Below are 21,258 nucleotides of genomic sequence, written 5' to 3'. Positions count from 1 at the left end.
CTGCATTGCCGCAATGCGCCCCGCGCATGGCCCTAGTCAGCGGATTTGCGCGCGTCGATCTGCTTTTTGATCACGGCGACGATGCGTGTGCCAAAATATCCCAAGACGCCACCTGCGATGACCCAGAACGCTGTTCCGCTATAAAGAATGGCGGAGGCGATCCCTGCTGCCAGTAAAGCGACCATAAAGGCAACCAGCCGCTTTTCGGTGTCCGCAATGGGAATATGGGCGGTGATTCCCTTGATCAGCGGCGCAATCATGGTTTCGATTTGTGGCGTCAGAAACCCGAAGCCCACGGCGATGATAAAACCAAACATGTGGTCTCTCCAATTCATTCAGAAAAGTTAAGGGTTTATATCAGTATCCCCTGCCCACTGTGCAAGGGTTATCACTTCTCTACTGGTCTTGAACTGCGCAACGGTGTAACCCAGCAACATGCCCGATAAAGACCTGACATCCCTGACGATCCGCCGCCCTGACGATTGGCATCTGCACCTGCGTGACGGCAATATGCTGCGCGCCGTGCTGCCAGAAACCGCCCGCCATTTTGGCCGCGCGATCATCATGCCCAATCTTGTGCCCCCTGTAGTGACGGGCGCGCAGGCCAGCGCCTACCGCGACCGGATCATGGCCGCCCTGCCCGCGGATATGGCGTTTGAGCCGTTAATGACGCTTTATCTGACCGAAACCACTGATCCTGAAGATGTGCGGGCAGCCTTTGAAAACGGGATTGCAACGGCGGTAAAGCTGTACCCCGCGGGGGCGACGACGAATTCCGCCTCTGGCGTGCGCGACTTTGAAAAGGTGCGGCCGGTGCTGGATATGATGGCAGAAATCGGCATGCCGCTTTGTGTGCATGGCGAGGTCACCAATAGCGAGATCGATATTTTCGACCGCGAGGCAGTGTTTATCGACAAGGTGCTTAAACCGCTGCGCAAAAAAGTGCCCGACCTGAAAGTCGTGATGGAACATGTCACGACCGAAGATGCGGTCGATTATGTGCGCGATAACCCCAAGAACCTTGCCGCGACGATCACAACGCACCACCTGATTATCAACCGCAACCATATTCTGGCGGGCGGCATCAAACCGCATTATTACTGCCTTCCCGTCGCCAAACGCGAAGCGCACCGCGTTGCATTGGTGCAGGCGGCGGTATCGGGCGACAAACGGTTCTTTTTGGGCACTGACAGCGCGCCGCACTTGGACCCGCTGAAATTGCAAGCCTGCGGCTGCGCGGGCGTGTTTTCTGCCACCAATACAATGTCCTGCCTTGCCGAAGTCTTTGAGGCCGCGGGCCAGTTGAAAAAGCTGGAGGCTTTTGCCTCGCTCAACGGGCCGCGTTTTTACGGGCTTCCCCCCAGCGAGCAAACCATCACCCTGCGCAAGGGCGACCCTATTACATATCCGGCAAAAATCGAAACGGATGACGGTCCGGTAACTGTATTCGACCCCGGGTTTGACCTGCACTGGCGGGTTGAAACCTGACCCCCGGCCCCTCCGGGGGGAGTATTTACTAGAAAAAAGAAGCCAAAGGCCCGCGCTATGATCCCGACCTCATTCCCCAGCAAAGAAGAAATCGCCCGTCTGACCGCCGGCATGTTGATCGAAATCGGCGCGATTGATTTTAATGCGGCAGAGCCGTTTACCCATGCCTCGGGCAAGCAGGCGCCGACCTATGTCGATTGCCGCAAACTGATTTCCTTTCCGCGTATCCGGGCCACATTGATGGATTTTCTGTCTGTCACCGTGATGCGCGAAGCGGGGTTCGAAGCCTTTGACAATATCGCGGGCGGCGAAACAGCCGGCATCCCGTTCAGCGCGCTTGTGGCCGAAAGGCTGGCCCTGCCAATGACTTATGTGCGCAAAAAACCCAAAGGTTACGGGCGCAACGCCCGCATTGAAGGCGTGATGACCGAAGGCCAGCGTGTGCTTTTGGTCGAGGATCTGACCACCGATGGCGGATCGAAATTGTCGTTTGTCGATGCGATCCGCGACACGGGCGCAACATGTAACGCGACCGCGGTGATTTTCTATTACGGCATTTTTGAAGGCGTCGAAAAAACGCTGGCCGATCACGGCGTGCAATTGATCAGCCTGTGCACATGGTGGGACGTTCTGGCCGAGGCCAAGGCGCGCGGTGCATATGACGCGGACACGCTGGCCACGGTCGAAGCCTACTTGCGCGACCCTGCCGGGTGGAAGCCAGCCTAAAACTTATCCACAGCCTGTGGGCGGAATCTGCTAATTGTGGCGGGCGAGCCATCGTCTGCCGCTAGATTTAGTGGATAGCGGGGGGGGGCGCCCTGAATGGCGCGACTTATCCCCTGCGGTCCACAGTTTTGGACGCTTCCGCTGACGCGCGGCGCGCGTTATGACCCTCGTGAAGAATTGGTGAGATGCGATGATGAACGAGATTACGACATTCAATGCCACCGGCGTGGAAGAAACCACGCAAGAGTTGATGCCGCATTCCACCGAGGCAGAGCAGCAGCTTTTGGGCGCGATCCTGACCAATAACGATATTTTCGACCGCGTTGCATCTGTTGTCGGCCCGCAGCATTTTTATGACCCCGTGCATGCGCGTATTTTTGAAACTGCCGCTGCACGGATTGCCAAGAATGCGCTGGCCAGCCCTGTGACGCTCAAGGCGTTTCTGGAGGATGACGAGGGGCTTAAAGAGCTTGGTGGTCCGGCTTATCTGGCGCGTCTTGCGGGGGCTGCGATTTCCGCCTTTGCCGCGCGTGATTATGCGCAGATGATCTATGATCTGTCGGTGCGCCGTGAATTGATCAAAGTGGGGCGCGATATCGCGGATAAGGCCAGCCGCGTCTCGGTTGATTCCGAACCCAAAGAACAGATCGTCGAGGCTGAACAGGCGCTGTATAATCTGGCCGAACAGGGCAGTTCCGACAGCGGTTTTCAATCCTTCTTGCGCGCTGTGACAGAGGCCGTGAATGTCGCCAATACCGCCTATCAACGCGAAGGCGGGCTTGCGGGGATTTCAACCGGTCTGGTCGATCTGGACGGAAAACTGGGCGGTTTGCATAAATCCGATCTGTTGATCCTTGCCGGACGCCCGTCGATGGGGAAAACATCGCTCGCGACCAACATCGCCTATAATGTCGCCAAAGCCTATCAAAAGGGCAAACTGGCCGATGGGTCCGAAGGGGCGGTTGATGGCGGCGTTGTCGGTTTCTTTTCGCTCGAGATGAGCGCCGAGCAGCTTGCGGGCCGTATTCTGGCCGAAGCATCCGAGATTTCATCGCATAAAATCCGCCAAGGCGACATGACCGAAGGCGAATTCCGCCGCTTTGTTGATGCGGCTAAAAGCCTTGAATCCTGCCCTTTGTTTATCGACGATACCGCCGCGATCCCGATTTCGCAGCTTTCTGCACGGGCGCGGCGGCTGAAACGGACACACGGGCTTGATCTGTTGATCGTGGATTATTTGCAGCTGGTGCGCGGGACATCCGATAACCGTGTGCAGGAAATCGGCGAAATCTCGATGGGTCTCAAGGCCATCGCCAAGGAGTTGAACATCCCCGTGATTGCCCTGTCGCAGCTGTCACGTCAGGTCGAAAGCCGCGAAGATAAACGCCCGCAACTATCGGATCTGCGCGAATCCGGATCGATCGAGCAAGACGCCGATGTGGTCATGTTCGTCTACCGTGGCGAATACTATACCGAACGCGAAAAACCCGACGATTCCAACATGGAAGCCATCGCAGCGTGGCAGGAAAAAATGTCGAGCCTACACGGTAAAGCCGAAGTGATCGTCGGCAAACAGCGCCACGGCCCGATTGGCACGATCGAGCTGTCGTTCACCGCCGAATTCACCCGCTTTGGCGATCTTGTGAAACCATGGCAAAGCGGCGCGATTGAGGAATATTGAACGAATAAGTAGTTGCCCAAGACCGGCCAGGCCAATACCCTTAGGAAGAGAAGACAACCTTTATACAACCTGAAGTATTGCGTGGGCACATATGAAAAATACTGTTGAAACACGCCTCTCTTTGGCAACACGGGTAGAACGACACCGCAAACAGACCAAATACCGGCTTGTAGCAGCTGTCATGCTGGGCGGGTTGATTGGGTATCATTCCAGCCCATTCTTTGAAAATCTATTGATCTCGGACCCGGATCATCCCGGCTTTCCTTTGAATTCATGGGAAGGGATGCGTGAAATGGGCATTGCGATCTTGACAGTTCACGGCATTTTTATCTGGCCTGTTGTATTACTTGTCATCGACCATTTCATCATCCGCCGAAGCGGTGCCAAGCTTGCAGCGGAAGTTGCGATTGCGGACACTCAAGCACAGCTTGAACGCGCCGCAGAGACACAACGCAGAATAGCCGCGGCGAAAGATCGTGGATTGATATAGGCGCGGGAAAAACCTGTCGATTGGTGCTCCTCGATCCCGCCCTTGCTCAATCAACGAATCTGATAAACATGCCTGTTGAAAGCTCTTAACCGAACGCCCCCAGCACCAACGCCAAAGAAGCAATTTTCCGCCGAAATTCACTCGCGTAACCTGAAAAACACAAATCATCTCGGTTGTGACTGACCGCGCGGCTTAAACCTCTTGCCGTGTCGCGCGCCCCCTGCCAAAAGGACGCCATGAGTACTGGACGCCTGACAATCGATCTTGACGCCGTCGTCGCCAACTGGCGCGCGTTGGACGGTATGACAAATTGCAAAACCGCTGCCGTGGTCAAGGCTGACGCCTATGGCATAGGTGCGCAAAACGTATCCAAAGCCCTGTTCAAGGCGGGTGCGCGCAAGTTTTTTGTCGCTGTCGCCGAAGAGGCCGTGCCGCTCCGCGAGGCGCTTGGCCCCGGTCCCGAGATTTCGGTCTTTTCCGGTCATATGCGTGGCGACACCGATCTGATCCGCGAATTGAACCTGACGCCCATGCTCAATTCTGTTGAACAGATGACCCAGCATTTTGAAACCCTGCCCGGTCATCCGTTTGGCGTGCAGATCGACACGGGCATGAACCGTCTGGGGATGGAACCGCAGGAATGGGGCGCGCTGGCCGAACTGATCCTGTCACAAGGCCCGAAACTGGTGATGAGCCACCTTGCCTGCGCGGACGAACCCGACCACCCGATGAACCCGCATCAATTGGATGTTTTCAAGCAGTTGACTGACGGTATTAATGTGCCGCGTTCATTGGCTGCAACGGGCGGCATATTGCTTGGCCCCGAATACCATTTTGATCTGACCCGTCCGGGGATCGGGCTTTATGGCGGGATGCCGTTTGATCAGGCTACGCCCGTGATTGAGCTGGAACTGCCCGTCGTGCAAATCCGCGATGTGGCCGAAGGCGAAGTTGTCGGTTACGGCAATAGCTGGCAGGCCGAACGCCCGTCCCGTGTGGCGACTGTTTCGGGCGGTTATGCTGATGGGATCACCCGCTATCTGTCGGATAAGGCAAAGCTATACCATGGCAACATCCCCTGCCCGCTGATTGGCCGCGTGTCGATGGACCTGTTGACCATTGATATCACCGACCTGCCCGAGGACCCCGAGCGTCTGACGCTGATCGGGCCGCAACAGACGCTGGACGCGCTGGCGACCAAAGCAGGCACCATCGGCTATGAAATCCTGACCCAACTGGGTGCGCGCTATAACCGTCGCACCTATGGTAAATAGATGCTGAACGCACTGCGGATCGCCAATCTGGCCCTGCTGGTACTATTCCCTATTGCTTGGTTTGCGCCATTGATGCGCGCAGGGCTGCTGCCGCTTTTCGGGCTGAGCGAAATCAGCGTCATCACGGGCATGCAATCACTGTGGGAAAGCGATGTGGCGCTGGCGCTATTGGTGACTTTCTTTGCGCTTTTTGCCCCTTATATGAAAACCATCGGGCTTGCGTTGATCCATTTCAACCTGCTGCGCCGAAAGGTGCTGCCGATCCTCGCGTGGCTGGGCAAACTGGCGATGGCGGATGTGTTTCTGGTCGCGCTATATATCGTCGTGGTCAAAGGCGTGGGCATCGGCAAGGTCGAAACCGCATGGGGGCTTTATCTGTTTACCGCCTGCATTCTGGCCTCGATCGTGATTTCAACGCTGACGGCGAAACGCAGCTAGCGGCTTGTCGCGGTTGCAAGAATAGTCCAAAAGGTGAACATGGCAAAAGATCTTAGTTTCTCATGTTCCGAATGTGGCGCGTCCTTTGGCAAATGGTCGGGGCAATGTGACGCCTGTCAGGCATGGAACACAATCACCCAAAGCAAGGCGCTGTCCAGTGGCCCCAAAGGCAAATCGCTGGGCGCGATCCGCGGCAAGACGATCCCGCTCACCGATCTTGACACCCAAGAAAAGGAACCGCCGCGCACCCAAGCAGGGGTCGGCGAGTTGGACCGCGTGTTGGGCGGCGGGCTGGTCAAGGCTTCGGCGCTTTTGGTAGGCGGTGATCCCGGTATCGGCAAATCGACCCTGCTATTGCAAGCCGCCGCGCGGTTTGCGCGTAACGGGCTAAAGGTGATCTATATCTCGGGCGAGGAATCAAATGCGCAGGTGCAAATGCGCGCGCGGCGGTTGGGGCTTGAAAAAAGCCCTGTTAAGCTCGCCTCGGAAACCAACCTGCGCGATATTCTGACCACGCTTGAGGCCGAGAAACCCGATCTTGCGATCATCGATTCCATCCAGACCATGTGGGCCGATAATGTCGATAGCGCGCCGGGGTCCGTGTCGCAGGTGCGATCATCGGCGCATGAATTGACAACATTTGCCAAACGCAATGGCATGTCCGTTGTCATGGTTGGCCATGTCACCAAAGACGGCAGTATCGCAGGCCCGCGCGTGGTCGAACATATGGTCGACACAGTGCTTTATTTCGAAGGCGAGCGCGGCCATCAGTTCCGCATTTTGCGATCGGTGAAAAACCGTTTTGGCCCCGCGGACGAAATCGGCGTCTTTGAGATGACCGGCAAAGGATTGGCCGAGGTCAAGAACCCTTCGGCCCTGTTTTTATCCGAACGCGGCAAACCTGCACCGGGTTCGGTGGTTTTTGCAGGGATCGAAGGATCGCGACCCATGCTTTGCGAGATACAGGCACTTGTGGCACCTTCGCCACACAGCCAACCGCGCAGATCCGTCGTCGGATGGGATGCCGGACGGCTTGCCATGATCCTTGCGGTACTGGAATCGCGCTGCGCTGTGCCCTTCACCGGATTGGACGTTTACCTCAATGTAGCAGGGGGTTTGCGCATCTCTGAACCGGCTGCGGATCTGGCGGTTGCGGCAGCACTTGTTTCCGCCCGCGAAGACGCAGCCCTGCCCGCCGAGGCGGTGATTTTCGGGGAAATCAGCCTATCGGGGGCGCTGCGTCCTGTGGTACAGACGGAAAATAGATTGAAAGAAGCGCAAAAACTTGGTTTTACAACGGCAATAGTTCCACAACAGGCCAAGCAGCCTGCCGTGGCCGGTTTGCAAATGCGTCATGCTGACGATTTGGCCGGATTTGTAGAAGACGTATTTGGCGCAAGATAGCGTCATGGCAGGAGACGGACCATGGAAGGCTTTACACTCATCGACGCAGGTGTCGCCGTTATCATCCTCTTATCAGGCGTATTGGCTTACAGCCGTGGTCTGGTCCGCGAGGCGATGGCGATCTTGGGTTGGGTTGGCGCGACGATTGTCGCATTCATATTCGCAGATCAGGTCGAACCGCTGGTGCAGCAAATTCCTGTGCTGGGCGATTTCATCGGCGATAGCTGCGAACTGGCGATCATCGCGGCCTTTGCGGCGGTCTTTGCCGTGGCGCTTGTTGTTTTTGCGATCTTCACGCCGCTGTTCTCGACGGTGGTGCAGCGTTCGTCACTTGGCGGCGTTGATCAGGCGCTCGGGTTCTTCTTTGGCGTGCTGCGCGGGATTCTTTTGGTTGCGGTGGCCTTCTTTGTCTATGACACCGTGTTTGCCGCACAGGAAATCGTTGTCATCGACGACAGCCGTTCCGCACAGGTGTTTGACCAGTTGACCGGCAAGATCGAGGCGCAAAACCCCGAAGAGGCACTTGGCTGGATCAAGGAACAGTACCAGCAGCTTGTCGGGTCCTGTGGCGCCCCCGCCGAGTAACGCGAACAATAGCACGCATTTTACAAAGCCACCGCAACTTGCGGTGGCTTTTTGCTTCAAACTGCCCGAAAAACCGCATCGCCTGCGCGATCCACAGGTTTCAGTGCCGCCTTTTGTGATCGTTTCGTGACACCGCCGCCCTGATCGACTAAGGGAGGGGCAATCAAACCTTATTCGGATTCGGAGCCGCCCCTTGTCCAGACAAATGCCCCCCGCCCATCCTTTTGACGATGATAAACTGCGGGAGGAATGTGGCGTCTTTGGCGTTGTCGGCGTAAGCGACGCTTCAAACTTTGTCGCGCTCGGCCTGCACGCGCTGCAACACCGCGGCCAAGAAGCGGGCGGTATTGTCACCCACGACTTTGAAACAGGGTTCAATCAGGCCCGCCGCATGGGGTTGGTGCGCGATAACTTTACCTCTGCCAATATGATGGCCAGCCTGCCTGGCCCGATCGGTATTGGACACGTGCGCTATTCAACAGCCGGCAACAAAAGCCAGCAAACCGCGATCCGCGATGTGCAGCCGTTCTTTGGTGAATTTTCTATGGGCGGTGCGGCGATTGCCCACAACGGCAATATCACCAACGCGCTGGCCCTGCGCAAGGAACTGATCGAACGCGGGTCGATCTTTCAGTCCTCATCCGACAGCGAATGCATCATCCACCTGATGGCGCGGTCCATGGGGCGCACGATCCCTGACCGGATGGAAGAAGCCCTGCGCAAGGTCGAAGGCGCGTTTTCCATCGTCGCCATGACCCGCACCAAGCTGATCGGTTGCCGCGACCCGCTGGGCGTGCGCCCGCTTGTCTTGGGCAAGGTCGGTGATGGTTGGGTGCTTTCGTCGGAAACCTGTGCGCTGGATATTATCGGCGCCGAACTGGTGCGCGAAATCGAACCGGGTGAAATGGTTGTGATTAGCGCCGATGGCGTGCAAAGCCATTTCCCATTCCGCCGTGCAAAATCGCGGTTCTGCATCTTTGAACATGTGTATTTCAGCCGTCCCGACAGCATCTTGGGCGGGCGGTCTGTTTATGAAACCCGCGAAAATATCGGCCGCGAACTGGCCAAGGAAGCGCCTGTAGACGCGGATCTGGTCTGCCCGGTTCCTGACAGCGGCACCCCAGCCGCGATCGGCTATAGCCTGCAATCGGGCATTCCCTATGCGATGGGGATCATCCGCAACCAGTATATGGGGCGCACATTTATTGAACCCTCGGAAAGCATCCGCAACATGGGGGTGCGCCTGAAACTGAACGTGAACCGCGCGCTGATCAAAGGCAAACGTGTAATTTTGGTCGACGACAGCGTTGTGCGCGGCACTACCAGCCGCAAGATCAAGGATATGATCCTTGATGCAGGTGCCGCCGAAGTGCACTTCCGGATTGCCTCACCGCCTACCGCTTGGCCTTGTTTTTACGGGGTCGACACACCGGAGCGCGAAAAACTTCTTGCCGCGAACATGAGCGCCGAAGAAATGCGCGTCCATCTGGGCGTCGACAGTCTGAAATTCATCTCGCTGGACGGGCTTTACCGCGCGGTCGGCGAAGAGAACGGCCGCGACAACGCGTCACCGGCCTATTGTGATGCATGTTTCTCGGGGGAATATCCGGTGCCCCCGCGAGATATGATCTCCAAAGGCTTTAAGGCAAACAAGGTCGCCGCTGAATAGCTGTGGCAACAACCATCTTTCACAATCCCGCCTGCGGCACATCGCGCAAGGCATTGGCAGTGATCCGCGCAACAGGCACGGAACCCCAGATCGTGCGCTATCTTGATGCCGGCTGGACCCGCCCGCAACTGGTAGGGTTATTTGCCGCAGCGGGGATGACGCCACGCGCCGCACTGCGCACAAAAGACGTGCGCGCAGCCGAATTGGGGCTGCTTGATTCGGGGGCAACTGACGACCGGATTTTGGATGCAATGGTCGCACATCCTGTGCTGGTTGAACGCCCGTTTGTATCCACCGCCAAAGGTACAGCGCTGTGCCGCCCGCTTAACACCTTGTTAAAGCTGCTCGAAAATCCGCTTTCCGGTCCGGTTTTTGATCGCGCGGGCAAGGTGATCTTGGAGCCCTAGGGCCGCGCGCAAAACCCCACGATAACGTTACGTATAAGGGCTTTGCTTTGCTGCGGCTTTCGGGCATAGCGCTGCGATCATGCCTTGGTGACAGGTTTTCATAAACATGACGACGAATACACCCGCCAATGTGGCGGCTTCTGCGACGCTGGTTGATGTGGTCGCGCTTGATAATCTGATTGTGATCGGTGTCTTTATCGGGACCGAACAGCCTGCCGCGCTTATTCGTTCGGGTCAGGGGCAAATCGCACGGGTCAGCCCGGGCGAATCCGTGTTCGGGATCACGATTGCGGCAATTGACGCCGCGCAGGTCGTGCTAACGGATCACGCCGGAACCGTGCATGTGCTGGCCGTGCCGCACAGCTAGGTCTTGACGCGGCTGCGCAATCGCAGCAAACCACCGCTATGACAAAAATTGCTCTTATCACTGGCGCGTCACGCGGTCTTGGCACAGCATTGGCCAAGGCGCTCGCGCCGACACATCACATCATCGCCGTTGGCAAAACCGTCGGCGGCCTCGAAGAGCTGGACGACGCCATTCAGGCGGCGGGCGGGCAAGCCACACTGGCCCCGATGGATATCACCGTCGATGAGGCCATGCAGCAATTGTGCCGCGGGATTTTTGACCGCTGGGGCAAGCTGGACCTGTGGTTGCATACGGCCATTCACGCGGCGCCCTTGGCCCCCACCGGCCATATCGGCCCCAAAGATCTGGCCAAATCCATGGCTGTGAATATCGAAGCCACGGCACGGTTGATGCGCTATGTCGGGCCGCTGCTCGGCGCGACTGGCAAGGCTGTGTTTTTCGATGACCCGCGCGGTGGGCAGCAGTTCTTTGGCTCATACGGCGCCACCAAAGCCGCGCAAATCGCATTGGCGCGCAGCTGGCAGGCAGAAACCGTGAAAACCGGCCCGCGCGTCGAAATCCTGACGCCCAACCCCATGCCCACCGGCACCCGCGCAAGGTTTTACCCCGGCGAAGACCGCACCCCACTGGCAAGCATTTCGGATGAAGCTGCAAGGTTGTTGCCGGCTATTTTGGCGTAATGCGGTAGAGCCGCTCATTCGGGAAACCGTCACCGGTTTTGCCCATTTCTGAGTCCTTTGCGCCACAACCGATAATTCGCAAGCGCAGCTGGCATCGCACCGCTTGCCGACCCATGCATGCTGGCCTAGGAACGTGTTATGACACGAAGGGCAGCGGCATGCGCATTCTTATTACCAATGATGACGGGATCAACGCGCCGGGATTGCAGGTCTTGACCAAGATTGCGCAGGATATTGCCGGCCCAAGCGGTGAAGTCTGGACGGTTGCCCCCGCCTTTGAACAATCCGGCGTGGGCCATTGCATCAGCTACACCCACCCCACCATGATCGCCCAGCTTGAACCGCGCCGCTTTGCCGCCGAAGGGTCGCCCGCCGATTGCGTGATCGCGGGGCTGTATGACGTGATGAAAGACGCGCGGCCTGATCTGGTGCTCTCGGGCGTCAACCGTGGCAATAATGCCGCTGAAAATACGCTTTATTCCGGCACAATCGGTGCCGCGATGGAAGCGGCACTGCAAGGCATCCCCGCGATTGCGCTGTCGCAATATTTTGGCGTTGGTAACGCGCAATTGCCGGACCCGTTTGAAGCGGCCGCAAAACATGGTGCCAGCGTGATCAATATCTTGCTTAATCCCTCGCTTTGGGATCAAGAAAATTACCGGCTTTTTTACAACGTGAATTTCCCGCCCGTTGCGGCAGCGGATGTCAAAGGCGTGAAAGCCGCGTCACAAGGGTTTCGCAAGGACACGCATTTCACCGCCGAGGCGCAGACATCCCCCACGGGGCGCAAATTCCTGTGGGTGCGCGGCGGGCCGCAACACACACCCACCGCACCTGGAACGGATGCAGCCGCGAACCTAGACGGCTATATTTCAGTCACGCCGATGCGCGCGGATCTGACAGATTACGATATGGTCGCCACGCTCGAGGAAGTGTTCACGTGACCTTTGACGCCCCCACAAAGATGCAATTTGTCTATACGCTGCGTAGCAAAGGCGTCACGGATGCGCGCGTTTTGACGGCAATGGAACAGGTCGACCGCGCCGCTTATGTCAAGGGCATCTTTGCGGATCGCGCCTATGAGGATATGCCGCTGCCAATTGCGAGTGGCCAGACAATCAGCCAGCCTTCGGTGGTCGGGCTGATGACGCAGGCGCTGAAGGTCGGGCCGCGCGACAAGGTGTTGGAAATCGGCACAGGGTCGGGCTATCAGGCCGCGATCCTGTCAAAACTGGCGCGCAGGGTCTATACGGTGGAACGGTTTCGCAGCCTCGTGCATGCGGCGCGCGCCACGTTTGATGAACAGGGCATCAGCAATATCACGACATTCACCGCCGATGGCAGCTTTGGTTTGCCCGAACAGGCCCCGTTTGACCGCATTCTGTTGACCGCCGCCGCCGAAGACCCCCCCGGCCCGCTGCTCGCGCAGTTGCGCGTGGGCGGGATCATGGTTTTGCCCGTCGGGCAGTCCGATACCGTGCAAAGCCTGATCCGCGTGACGCGGCATGAAACGGGCTATGAATACGACGAATTGCGCGCTGTCCGGTTTGTGCCCTTGCTTGAAGGGCTCGGACAAGAGTAAACATAGACTAAATTAAGGCACGACCCCGGCTATAAGGGGCGGCTTGGCAAAAGGAGCGGTACGGATGACCTATGGGCAACGCACAGTAAAACGATTTTTGATGACCGGCGCCGCAGTGGCGGCATTAACGGCATGCGAAGGGTTTGATCCGGATGTCAGGGATATCGGCAACGGGTTTGACACCTCTAATTCGGTAATCAACCTGCCAAACCGGCCCCGTCCGGATGATCGTGGCGTGATTTCCTATCCGACCTATCAGGTTGCGGTTGCGCGCCAGGATGACACCATTCGCGGCATCGCGATCCGGCTCGGGCTCGATGCAAATGAGCTGGCCGCCTATAACGGGCTAGAACCCGATGTGATCTTGCGGCGTGACGAGATCGTCGCCCTGCCGGGGCGTGTGGCAGAGCCGACGCAGCAAATCGGGGGCGCAAGCGCGCAAGGGTTTGACGTGGCCGCGGTGGCAACCACCGCGCTTGACCGCGCCGAAGCATCGGGCGGGGTGACAACAACACCGCTTGACCCTGCCCCTGCGGCGACACCTGCCCCAGCGGCCACTGCGGGTGCAGAACCGATCCGCCATCAGGTTGTGCGCGGTGAAACCGCTTATTCGATCTCGCGGCTTTATAACGTGCCGGTGACGGCAATTGCGGAATGGAACGGGCTGGACAGCGCGTTTACCATTCGCCAAGGGCAATTCCTGCTGGTGCCCCAAGGCGGCAGCCGCCCTGTGGCGCCCGTTTCGGCGCCGGGTGAAGGCACGCAGACCCCTGTCCCGCCAAGCGCTGCAACCCCACTGCCCGACGCAACCCCAACCGCGCCAGTGGCACAGCCGGCAGCGCCTGATCTTGGCACGCCAGCCCCTGCCCCTGCGGCATCAGACGCACGCATGGTGCAGCCGGTCCCCGGCACAATCATCCGTGAATATGCGGCTGGCCGGAACGAGGGGATCGACATCGGCGCGCCTGCCGGCACCGATGTAAAGGCCGCAGATGCGGGCAATGTCGCGGCGGTAACAGCCGATACCAGCGGCGGATCGGTGGTTGTGATCAAACACAGCGACGGGTTGCTGACGCTTTACACCCATCTCGACAGCCTGACGATTGAAAAAGGCGATAACGTCAGCCGTGGCCAGACAATCGGGAAGGTCCGCGCAGGCGATCCGAGCTTCTTGCACTTTGAAGTGCGACGCGGATTGCAAAGCGTCGATCCAGCAAGCTATCTGCCGTAACGCGGCAAAGAAACGTAGGGTGGATCAAGATCCACCTTACGACAACCTTACACCACGCCGCCCTGCCAGATCTGTAAAATACTGCCACGCCACCCGGCCTGACCGGCTGCCACGTGTGGCTTGCCATTCAATCGCCTCTGCGCGCAGCGTATCCGCGTCGATATCAACACCATAGGCATCGCAATAGCCGCGGATCATCGCCAGATAGTCATCCTGATCACAAGGATGAAACCCGAGCCACAGCCCGAAACGATCCGATAGCGATACTTTCTCCTCGACTGCTTCCGAGGGCGAAATCGCGCTTGAGCGTTCGTTTTCGATCATGTCGCGGGGCATCAGGTGGCGGCGGTTTGACGTCGCGTATAGCACCACGTTTTCAGGCCGCCCTTCTATTCCGCCGTCCAGAACCGCCTTGAGCGATTTGTAATGCGCGTCATCATGACCAAAGGACAGATCATCGCAAAACATGATAAACCGTTCAGAGGCACCGCGCAGCATGTTCAGGCAGCGGCCAATACTGGGCAGGTCTTCGCGTTGGACTTCGACGACTTTCAGCTGCGGATAATCTGCCTGCAGTGCGCCGTGTACGGCCTTTACAAGGCTTGATTTTCCCATTCCGCGCGCACCCCAAAGCAGGGCGTTATTTGCGGGCATACCGGCCGCAAATTGCGCCGTGTTGGCCATCAGCGTATCGCGCGCGCGGTTTACCCCGATCAACAATTCAACCGGCATACGGTTCACCTGCGGCACGGGCACCAACCGGTCCGGATCGGGGTGCCAGACAAAGGCGGCGGCCTGCGTGAAATCGGGCGCTGCCGCAGGTGGCGGCGACATACGCTCTAACGCATCCGCTATGCGGCGCAGTGCTTTCTTACTCACGCCTTGTCCCCGTCATCATCCGCAAATCCACCCTGACCGTGGATATCATCATCCCAAAGCCCCTCGGCGCGCAGCTTGGCCTCGCGTTTGCGTTCCACGCGGGCGACCAGTTGAATGGACACTTCGTAAAGCCCGTAAACCACCACGAACAAGATCACCTGGCTGATCACATCGGGTGGGGTGGCAAGCGCGGCCACAATCAAAATTCCGACCATCGCGTATTTGCGGGTGCCGCGCAGACCGCGCGCAGACACCAAACCTGCCTTACCCATAAGCGTAAGCAGCACAGGCAATTGGAAGCACAGACCAAAGGCCACGATGAATTTTATGGTCAGGTTCAAATAGGCTTTGGCCGACCCCTGAAACAGGATACCGGCGGCTTGCGTGGCGCTCTCTGCGCCCGCTTCCAATACGCCAGGTTGTTGGAACCCAAGGAAAAACCCGAAGGCCAGCGGTGTGATGACGTAATAGGCAAAGGCCGCGCCCAAAAAGAACATAAAAGGCGACGCAATCAGGAATGGCAAAAACGCGCCCTGCTCGCTTTTGTACAGCCCCGGCGCCACAAAGCGCCACATTTGATAGCTGATCACAGGGAAAGACAGCATCAAACCACCCAGAAGCGAGATCGAGATCGCGACAAAGAAACCTTCTTCGAGCGCGATGAATTGCAGATCACACCCCTGTCCGCGCGAAGTCAACGCATCGCACAAGGGATGGGTCAAAAAGTTGAAGACCGGATTCCAGATCGTAAAACAGATCACCATCCCCACGATAAACGCGAGCAGAGATTTGATCATCCGCGACCGCAATTCGGCAAGATGTTCGATCAGCGGCGCTGCACTGCTTTCGATATCGTCTGAGGCGCTCATTTGCTTTCGCTTTCGGGCGTTTGGGCGGCTTGGGCTGCGGCCTCGGCCTCGCGGGTTTGGCGTTCGGTGGCGGCTTTGCCCATTGCTTCGCTCATCTTTTCTTTCATGGCCTGACGTTCAGGCGACAGCGCGGGCTTCTCGGGGGCCTGCGTCATGCCGGTCGCTTCCTTGATCTTATCCACGCCAAACTTTTGCGGATTGGCTGCTGCGCGCACAGTCTTCTGGATCTCGTTCACGCCCGCCTCGTCGGCGGCGGCCTCCATGGCGCGCGAAAATTCGCGTGCCATGCCGCGGGCCTTACCCGTGAACTGCCCCAAAGTGCGGAACATGCCCGGCAAATCCTTTGGCCCGATCACTATCAGGGCCACGATGCCGACAAGCACCATTTCGCTCCAGCCTAAACCAAACATAAAAGCGCTTCCTTATTGGATAATCAGGCTTTGTCTTTTTCGTCAGCCGGTGTCACATCGCGTGCAGCTTCGACGCTGTCTTCGATTTCTTTCTTGCCGTCATCGACGCCTTTTTTGAACGCTGTGATGCCCTTGCCCACTTCGCCCATCAGGCTGGAAATCTTGCCGCGGCCAAACAGAACCAGAACAACGACAGCGATCAGCAGAAGGCCCGGAAGGCCGATATTGTTAAGCATGGTAGTCTCCTCTTATGCGCCACAAATGAAGGGCGCCTTGCATTCTATGGTCTACGCATAGGCCTCATTTTGCGGCAAGGGAAGCCGGATTCACCAATTTTGCCCCGATCAACACCCTTTTTTGCAAGGGGCAAAGCGATTTTGTGACATATAGTTGTCAGTTGCCAGAAAATTGGCACAATAGCGTACGAATCGACGCGGCCAAGGGTTGTGCCGCCGTTGCGCAACGCAGGTAAGGGATCATATGAAACGTGCCGACCGATTGATGCAGCTGGTCCAGATCCTGCGCGATGGCAACCTGCATAAGGCGGCGCATCTTTCTGCCACTGTCGGCGTCTCGTTGCGCACGATCTACCGCGACATGGAGACATTGGCCGCCTCCGGTGTTCCCATCGAAGGCGAGCGCGGGGTCGGATACCGCGTCACCGCCGCCATAACCTTGCCGCCCCTGAACCTGACTATGACCGAAGTCGAAGCCCTGCATCTGGGGTTGAGCGCTGTCGGGCAATCCGAAGATACGCAGCTTTCTGTGGCGGCGCGCGCACTTTTGGCCAAGATTGACGCGGTCATGCCCGAAGACAGGTCGCGGGCGCCAACGGGATACGGGTTTGCGATCTATCCTTTTGCCGATGCGGCGCGCGGGTTCCAGCACCTGCCAACCATAAGGCAAGCGATCAGGGCCCGACAGAAACTGTCGATCACCATCGCCCGGATCGAACGCACGGTCCGCCCGTTGCAGCTTGACTATTGGGGGCGTCTTTGGACCTGCATCGTGTGGTGCGAAAAGGCAAAAAACTTTAGCGAATTACGTGTTGATCAAATCACAGAGCTGCGCATTTTGCCCAGTCTCTTTGTCGATGAACACGGAAAATCACTTGCCGATTTTAACGCACGGCGCGTTAACGCTGGTAGTTAGCGCAGGCTTGCGCCACACTACGAGTCCTTAACGAAATATCTTTTTGGCGTTTCAAATGACAGCGGATGAACTCTTGATCCACATCGGGCACAGGTACACCGACGCTGTTTTATTGCAAGACACATTGATCGCATCACGCAAGGTTCTGAGCGATAGCGACATCTATTTCCCAAAATTTGCATCCGAAAACCGCGAAAAATTCATGCTTGGCTATGAAACCAAAATGGTTGCGCCCAGCGATACAAGCGCCCCCCAAAGCCTGCCCAAGCCCGACCATTGGGACCGGATCGCATCGCGCCTAAACGCCCTACCTTGCCAAACAGTTGTTGTCAGCAACCGCCATTATTTCAAACAGCTAACCCCGCAGACCGTGGCGCATTTTGATGCCATGACCAGCTTTATCGCGGGCAACAAAAAAATCGTCGCCTATTTGCGCGCGCCAGACGCCTATTTCGTGCAGTTGTTGCAACACCGCTTGTCGCACAACCGCGATATGATCGCCCCCTCGCGCACGCGGATCAAGGAACGTATTGCCCCGCTTTCGCAAGGCTGGAGCGGGGCGATCTCGCTCGCGGTATTTTCCGAAACCGTACTGACCCAAAACAGCATTGTTGACGACTTCTTTGCACATCACCTGCCGCGATTTGACAAGCAGCGCTTGCTGCGGCCGCGCAGCTCTGCCCGCCACCCATTGTCCGCAGAGGCAATCGCCCTGCTAGTTGACCGCCAGCATGGTCGGCTGGACGATACGATTGATCCGGATGTTCTGGTCAGGCAGATTATCCATCTGGATGCGCGGCTTGCAGGTGCGACACCCGTGGTCTTGCATCCGCATGCGGCGCGTTCGTTGCGCAATTGGGCGGCGCCTGATCTTGCGTGGTTGCATCAGCAATACGGGATAGTATTCCCCGAACACGGCTATCTGGATGTCGATGGCGATGATGTCGATCTTAGCGTCATCCACTTTACCGATGCGGCGCAAATCTGCGCCTATGATCGCGACCGCAAAGATGCGCTTTATGAAAAAGCACGGGCGCGGGCGCGCATGCCACGTCTGGCACAGCGGTTATTGACGATCTGGTAGCTACCAGCCAAGCGCCTTGCGCAACATGTTCAGCGCAACCAATGTCAGAAAAATGCCGAATGTCCGCTTGAGCGGTTTCGGATCAAGCCGATGCGCCAGCGCTGCCCCCCATGGGGCCGTGATCAATGTCATCGCGATGATCAGGAAAAACGCCACAAAATTGACGGCCCCGATTGTAAACGGTGGCGCAACCTGTTGATCAACCAGCAAAAACCCCGCAACGGAAGGCACAGCTATCAAAACGCCAAAGCCCGCCGCGGTTGCCACCGCCCGATGGATTTGTACCCCGAACAGCGACATCACCGGCACCCCGAATGATCCGCCACCAATGCCCATCAACACCGACAAAAAACCCAGTACAGGGGAAAGACCCGCGCGCTTGGCGCCTGTCGGCATCTGCGGGCCAAGCCGCCAATGGCTTTGCCCAAAGGTCATGTAAAGCCCGACAATAATCGCCAGAACGCCAAAGATGCCTTGCAACGCGGTTGATCGCAGCGACGCCGCAACCGTCACGCCAATCAAGGCCCCGACAACGATGCCAGGCGCCCATGTCTTAAGAATTTCCCAATCGACCGCGCCCTTCTTGTTGTGCGACATAACCGACCGGACAGAGGTGACAATGATCGTCGCCAGCGACGTGCCAAGGCAAAGCTGCATCAACTGCGGGCTGTCATAACCCATCACACCAAAGACATAATAGAACGCCGGCACCAGAATAATCCCGCCGCCAACGCCCAATAGTCCTGCCAGAACACCGGCAAAGGCACCAACCACAAGCAAAAGCGCGCCAAGGCTTAGCAAAAGTGTCATATCATGCATGGGATTTCCTAAGCCGCCTGCGCGGTCACATGGGCAAGCGCGTCAAGTACAACCTGCGGCCCTGCCCCGTTTTCATGAACGTTTTCTGACAGATGCCTTCGCCAGCCGCGCGCGCCGGGGCGTCCCTGAAACAGGCCCAGCATGTGCCGCGTTACCTGTCCCAAGCGACCACCGTTGACCAGATGCGCTTCAATATAGGGGAGCATCAGATGCACGATCTCTGAGGGATTGCGGGCCATGCCTGACCCAAAAATCCGCGCATCCGCGTCCAGCAGGATATCACTAGGCGTGTGATAGGCGGCGCGCCCGATCATCGCCCCGTCTAGCCCCCTATCCAGCAGCGCCTGCGCGTCATCCAAGGTTGCAATGCCGCCGTTGATTGCCAAATTCAGCCCTGGAAACATGCCCTTCATTTCCACAACAAGATCATAATCCAGCGGCGGAATATCGCGGTTTTCTTTGGGGCTCAGCCCTTGCAGCCATGCTTTGCGCGCATGAATGATGAAATGGTCGACACCTGCCGCCGAAACCCGCGCCAGAAAATCGGGCAGGATCATTGCCGGCTCTTGATCATCGACGCCGATCCGGCATTTTACCGTAACGGGCACGTCGACCGCCCGCATCATCGCAGCGCAGCAGTCAGCCACTAGCGCCGGATCTTCCATCAAAACAGCGCCAAAACGTCCCGATTGCACGCGGTCTGACGGGCAGCCACAGTTTAGGTTAATCTCGTCATAACCGTAATCCGCCGCGATCCGCGCGGCCTCGGCCAATTGGGCAGGGTCCGACCCGCCCAATTGCAACGCGACCGGATGCTCGGCCGGATCAAAGCCCAACAGCCGGTCGCGATCCCCGTGGATCACCGCAGGGGCCGTTACCATTTCCGTATAAAGCAGGGCATGGCGCGACATCAGCCTGTGCAAATAGCGGCAATGCCGATCCGTCCAGTCCATCATCGGCGCGACAGAAAGGCGACCTGCACGGCGCAAATTTGCCGCTGTCATTTTGTTACCCATGTTCATTCACACCGCGATCATTGAAAGGTGTCGTGCTCTTATCAATTTGTTCGGATCAACGCCAGACGCGCAGTCAATTTGTCATTCTGCAAACCTGAAATCCGCGTAAACCGGATAGTGATCAGAGGGCCATTCATTCAAGTATTTATTTCGTAAAACAACAGGATGACCGACGATATTCATGTTTTGCGTGACCCCGATGTGATCAATCGCCCCAAACAGGTTTAATCCGCGGTTAAAGTGGTATGTCGCGCCCGCAACCGGTGCAAACTGCAACCCAGCGGCTGCCAATATGTCTTGGGTGCGTGCGCCGTGACGGGCATTGATATCACCGATCAGCACTATATTTTCGCCCGCTTCAATCCACGGCGCCATCCGGTCTACGACCAGTTCTGCCGACAGTATCCGGTTGCTGCGACTTTTATATTCGAAATGCACGTTGATCACACGAAACCGCTGCCCGTCACGGGTTTCAAACTGTGCCCATGACGCAAAAGCGGGCCATGATCCGTTAAACGTGCGCGAATAGATCACATCCGGCGTGTCCGAGAAAAAGAACCAGCCTTGATCCACAACCGCCAGCCGGTCCGCGCGGAAAAAGATCGGCTGCGTCGACGGAAATGCGCGCCAGTCGCCGACCGCAGCGGCGCGGTATGCAGGGTTCTGGTCCAGCAGCCAATCGCGCGCAAGATTGGTGTCGCCGTCACTGCCCCGCGCAAAGCTTTCCATTTCTTGAAACGCAAACACATCCGCCGCGACATCCTTGAACGCGGCATCAAGCGGGGCTTTGCGCCGTTCCCAATCGCCGACCGACCAGGCACCTGTTTCACGGCCAAGGATAATATAATGCACATTCAACGTGGCAAATCGCAGACTATCTGCGGGGCCGCGTGCCGCCGTTTCCTCGCCGGAGTTGCGCAGAATTTGCACGCAAGCTGTTGTCGCCAGCAGCAAAAGAACGGTCGCGCATATCCCAAAAACCCGTTTCACATTGCATCCTTTGTTGC

At 57.6% G+C, this 21,258-nt stretch carries 25 protein-coding genes; 17 read left to right on the top strand and 8 right to left on the bottom strand.

What is annotated here, in order from left to right; translation table 11 throughout:
• Positions 1-32: 32 nt before the first annotated feature.
• A complete protein-coding gene (locus BM320_RS05025) occupies positions 33-317 on the bottom strand; it encodes a hypothetical protein (RefSeq protein WP_090197217.1) in 285 nt (94 codons plus the stop codon).
• A gap of 118 nt (positions 318-435) precedes the next feature.
• On the opposite strand from BM320_RS05025, the gene pyrC reads away from it, so the two are divergent.
• The 15 genes from pyrC (at position 436) to BM320_RS04950 (ending at position 14,022) form a co-directional block, all read left to right on the top strand.
• Positions 436-1,488 (top strand): dihydroorotase, encoded by a 1,053-nt coding sequence (pyrC, locus tag BM320_RS05020; protein WP_090197213.1) that lies wholly within the window; start codon positions 436-438, stop codon positions 1,486-1,488.
• A gap of 57 nt (positions 1,489-1,545) precedes the next feature.
• Positions 1,546-2,214 (top strand): orotate phosphoribosyltransferase, encoded by a 669-nt coding sequence (locus tag BM320_RS05015; protein WP_090197210.1) that lies wholly within the window; start codon positions 1,546-1,548, stop codon positions 2,212-2,214.
• A gap of 193 nt (positions 2,215-2,407) precedes the next feature.
• Positions 2,408-3,895, top strand: a complete 1,488-nt coding sequence (locus BM320_RS05010) for a replicative DNA helicase (RefSeq protein ID WP_090200372.1) — start codon at positions 2,408-2,410, stop codon at positions 3,893-3,895.
• A 91-nt stretch (positions 3,896-3,986) separates the two neighbouring features.
• Positions 3,987-4,385 carry a hypothetical protein gene (locus BM320_RS05005; protein WP_131802287.1) on the top strand — a complete coding sequence of 133 codons (399 nt, stop codon included), beginning with the start codon at positions 3,987-3,989 and terminating at the stop codon, positions 4,383-4,385.
• Positions 4,386-4,621: 236 nt separating this feature from the next.
• On the top strand, positions 4,622-5,659 hold the full coding sequence (alr, locus tag BM320_RS05000; RefSeq protein ID WP_090197204.1) for an alanine racemase: 1,038 nt from the start codon (positions 4,622-4,624) through the stop codon (positions 5,657-5,659).
• The gene (locus BM320_RS04995; protein ID WP_090197201.1) at positions 5,660-6,097 is read left to right on the top strand and encodes a paraquat-inducible protein A; all 438 of its coding nucleotides are present in this window, start codon (positions 5,660-5,662) and stop codon (positions 6,095-6,097) included.
• A gap of 39 nt (positions 6,098-6,136) precedes the next feature.
• The gene (gene radA, locus BM320_RS04990; RefSeq protein WP_090197197.1) at positions 6,137-7,501 is read left to right on the top strand and encodes a DNA repair protein RadA; all 1,365 of its coding nucleotides are present in this window, start codon (positions 6,137-6,139) and stop codon (positions 7,499-7,501) included.
• Between the two features lie 21 nt (positions 7,502-7,522).
• On the top strand, positions 7,523-8,086 hold the full coding sequence (locus tag BM320_RS04985; protein ID WP_090197192.1) for a CvpA family protein: 564 nt from the start codon (positions 7,523-7,525) through the stop codon (positions 8,084-8,086).
• A 205-nt stretch (positions 8,087-8,291) separates the two neighbouring features.
• A complete protein-coding gene (gene purF / locus BM320_RS04980; RefSeq protein WP_090197189.1) occupies positions 8,292-9,755 on the top strand; it encodes an amidophosphoribosyltransferase in 1,464 nt (487 codons plus the stop codon).
• A 2-nt stretch (positions 9,756-9,757) separates the two neighbouring features.
• The gene (arsC, locus tag BM320_RS04975) at positions 9,758-10,162 is read left to right on the top strand and encodes an arsenate reductase (glutaredoxin) (protein WP_090197186.1); all 405 of its coding nucleotides are present in this window, start codon (positions 9,758-9,760) and stop codon (positions 10,160-10,162) included.
• Positions 10,163-10,268: 106 nt separating this feature from the next.
• Complete coding sequence (locus BM320_RS04970; RefSeq protein ID WP_090197183.1) at positions 10,269-10,529, top strand: hypothetical protein; 261 nt, start codon at positions 10,269-10,271, stop codon at positions 10,527-10,529.
• A gap of 38 nt (positions 10,530-10,567) precedes the next feature.
• On the top strand, positions 10,568-11,209 hold the full coding sequence (locus BM320_RS04965; protein ID WP_090197179.1) for an SDR family NAD(P)-dependent oxidoreductase: 642 nt from the start codon (positions 10,568-10,570) through the stop codon (positions 11,207-11,209).
• Between the two features lie 158 nt (positions 11,210-11,367).
• Entirely contained in the window at positions 11,368-12,153 is a 786-nt protein-coding gene (gene surE / locus BM320_RS04960; protein WP_090200370.1) for a 5'/3'-nucleotidase SurE, read from the top strand.
• Positions 12,150-12,791 (top strand): protein-L-isoaspartate(D-aspartate) O-methyltransferase, encoded by a 642-nt coding sequence (locus tag BM320_RS04955; protein WP_090197177.1) that lies wholly within the window; start codon positions 12,150-12,152, stop codon positions 12,789-12,791. Before surE ends, BM320_RS04955 begins: the two co-directional genes overlap by 4 nt.
• 64 nt (positions 12,792-12,855) lie before the next feature.
• Positions 12,856-14,022, top strand: coding sequence for a M23 family metallopeptidase (locus BM320_RS04950; protein ID WP_090197173.1), 1,167 nt, complete (start codon positions 12,856-12,858; stop codon positions 14,020-14,022).
• Between the two features lie 36 nt (positions 14,023-14,058).
• On the opposite strand, the gene BM320_RS04945 is transcribed toward BM320_RS04950, so the two are convergent.
• From BM320_RS04945 to BM320_RS04930, 4 genes are read right to left on the bottom strand one after another with little or no spacing between them, the layout of a single operon-like run.
• Positions 14,059-14,856, bottom strand: coding sequence for an ATP-binding protein (locus BM320_RS04945; protein ID WP_090197171.1), 798 nt, complete (start codon positions 14,854-14,856; stop codon positions 14,059-14,061).
• A gap of 41 nt (positions 14,857-14,897) precedes the next feature.
• Positions 14,898-15,770 carry a twin-arginine translocase subunit TatC gene (gene tatC / locus BM320_RS04940; RefSeq protein ID WP_090197168.1) on the bottom strand — a complete coding sequence of 291 codons (873 nt, stop codon included), beginning with the start codon at positions 15,768-15,770 and terminating at the stop codon, positions 14,898-14,900.
• Complete coding sequence (tatB, locus tag BM320_RS04935) at positions 15,767-16,180, bottom strand: Sec-independent protein translocase protein TatB (protein ID WP_090197166.1); 414 nt, start codon at positions 16,178-16,180, stop codon at positions 15,767-15,769. Before tatB ends, tatC begins: the two co-directional genes overlap by 4 nt.
• Before the next feature lie 23 nt (positions 16,181-16,203).
• A complete protein-coding gene (locus BM320_RS04930; RefSeq protein WP_090197163.1) occupies positions 16,204-16,416 on the bottom strand; it encodes a twin-arginine translocase TatA/TatE family subunit in 213 nt (70 codons plus the stop codon).
• 244 nt (positions 16,417-16,660) lie between these two features.
• On the opposite strand from BM320_RS04930, the gene BM320_RS04925 reads away from it, so the two are divergent.
• Complete coding sequence (locus tag BM320_RS04925) at positions 16,661-17,332, top strand: helix-turn-helix transcriptional regulator (protein WP_090197162.1); 672 nt, start codon at positions 16,661-16,663, stop codon at positions 17,330-17,332.
• Between the two features lie 55 nt (positions 17,333-17,387).
• Positions 17,388-18,416: a hypothetical protein gene (locus BM320_RS04920; protein WP_090197159.1), complete on the top strand. Its 1,029-nt coding sequence runs from the start codon at positions 17,388-17,390 to the stop codon at positions 18,414-18,416.
• Here the strand turns inward: BM320_RS04920 and BM320_RS04915 are convergent, their stop codons facing one another.
• From BM320_RS04915 to BM320_RS04905, 3 genes are all read right to left on the bottom strand, one after another.
• On the bottom strand, positions 18,417-19,235 hold the full coding sequence (locus BM320_RS04915; RefSeq protein ID WP_090197157.1) for a sulfite exporter TauE/SafE family protein: 819 nt from the start codon (positions 19,233-19,235) through the stop codon (positions 18,417-18,419).
• A gap of 8 nt (positions 19,236-19,243) precedes the next feature.
• Positions 19,244-20,239, bottom strand: a complete 996-nt coding sequence (gene dusA / locus BM320_RS04910) for a tRNA dihydrouridine(20/20a) synthase DusA (RefSeq protein WP_090200369.1) — start codon at positions 20,237-20,239, stop codon at positions 19,244-19,246.
• 93 nt (positions 20,240-20,332) lie between these two features.
• Positions 20,333-21,241 (bottom strand): exonuclease/endonuclease/phosphatase family protein, encoded by a 909-nt coding sequence (locus BM320_RS04905; protein ID WP_090197155.1) that lies wholly within the window; start codon positions 21,239-21,241, stop codon positions 20,333-20,335.
• Positions 21,242-21,258: the final 17 nt, after the last annotated feature.

Source organism: Yoonia tamlensis (genome assembly GCF_900115105.1).
GTDB classification, from domain to species: Bacteria; Pseudomonadota; Alphaproteobacteria; order Rhodobacterales; family Rhodobacteraceae; genus Yoonia; species Yoonia tamlensis.
This window is presented reverse-complemented; position numbering and strand designations above follow the sequence as displayed.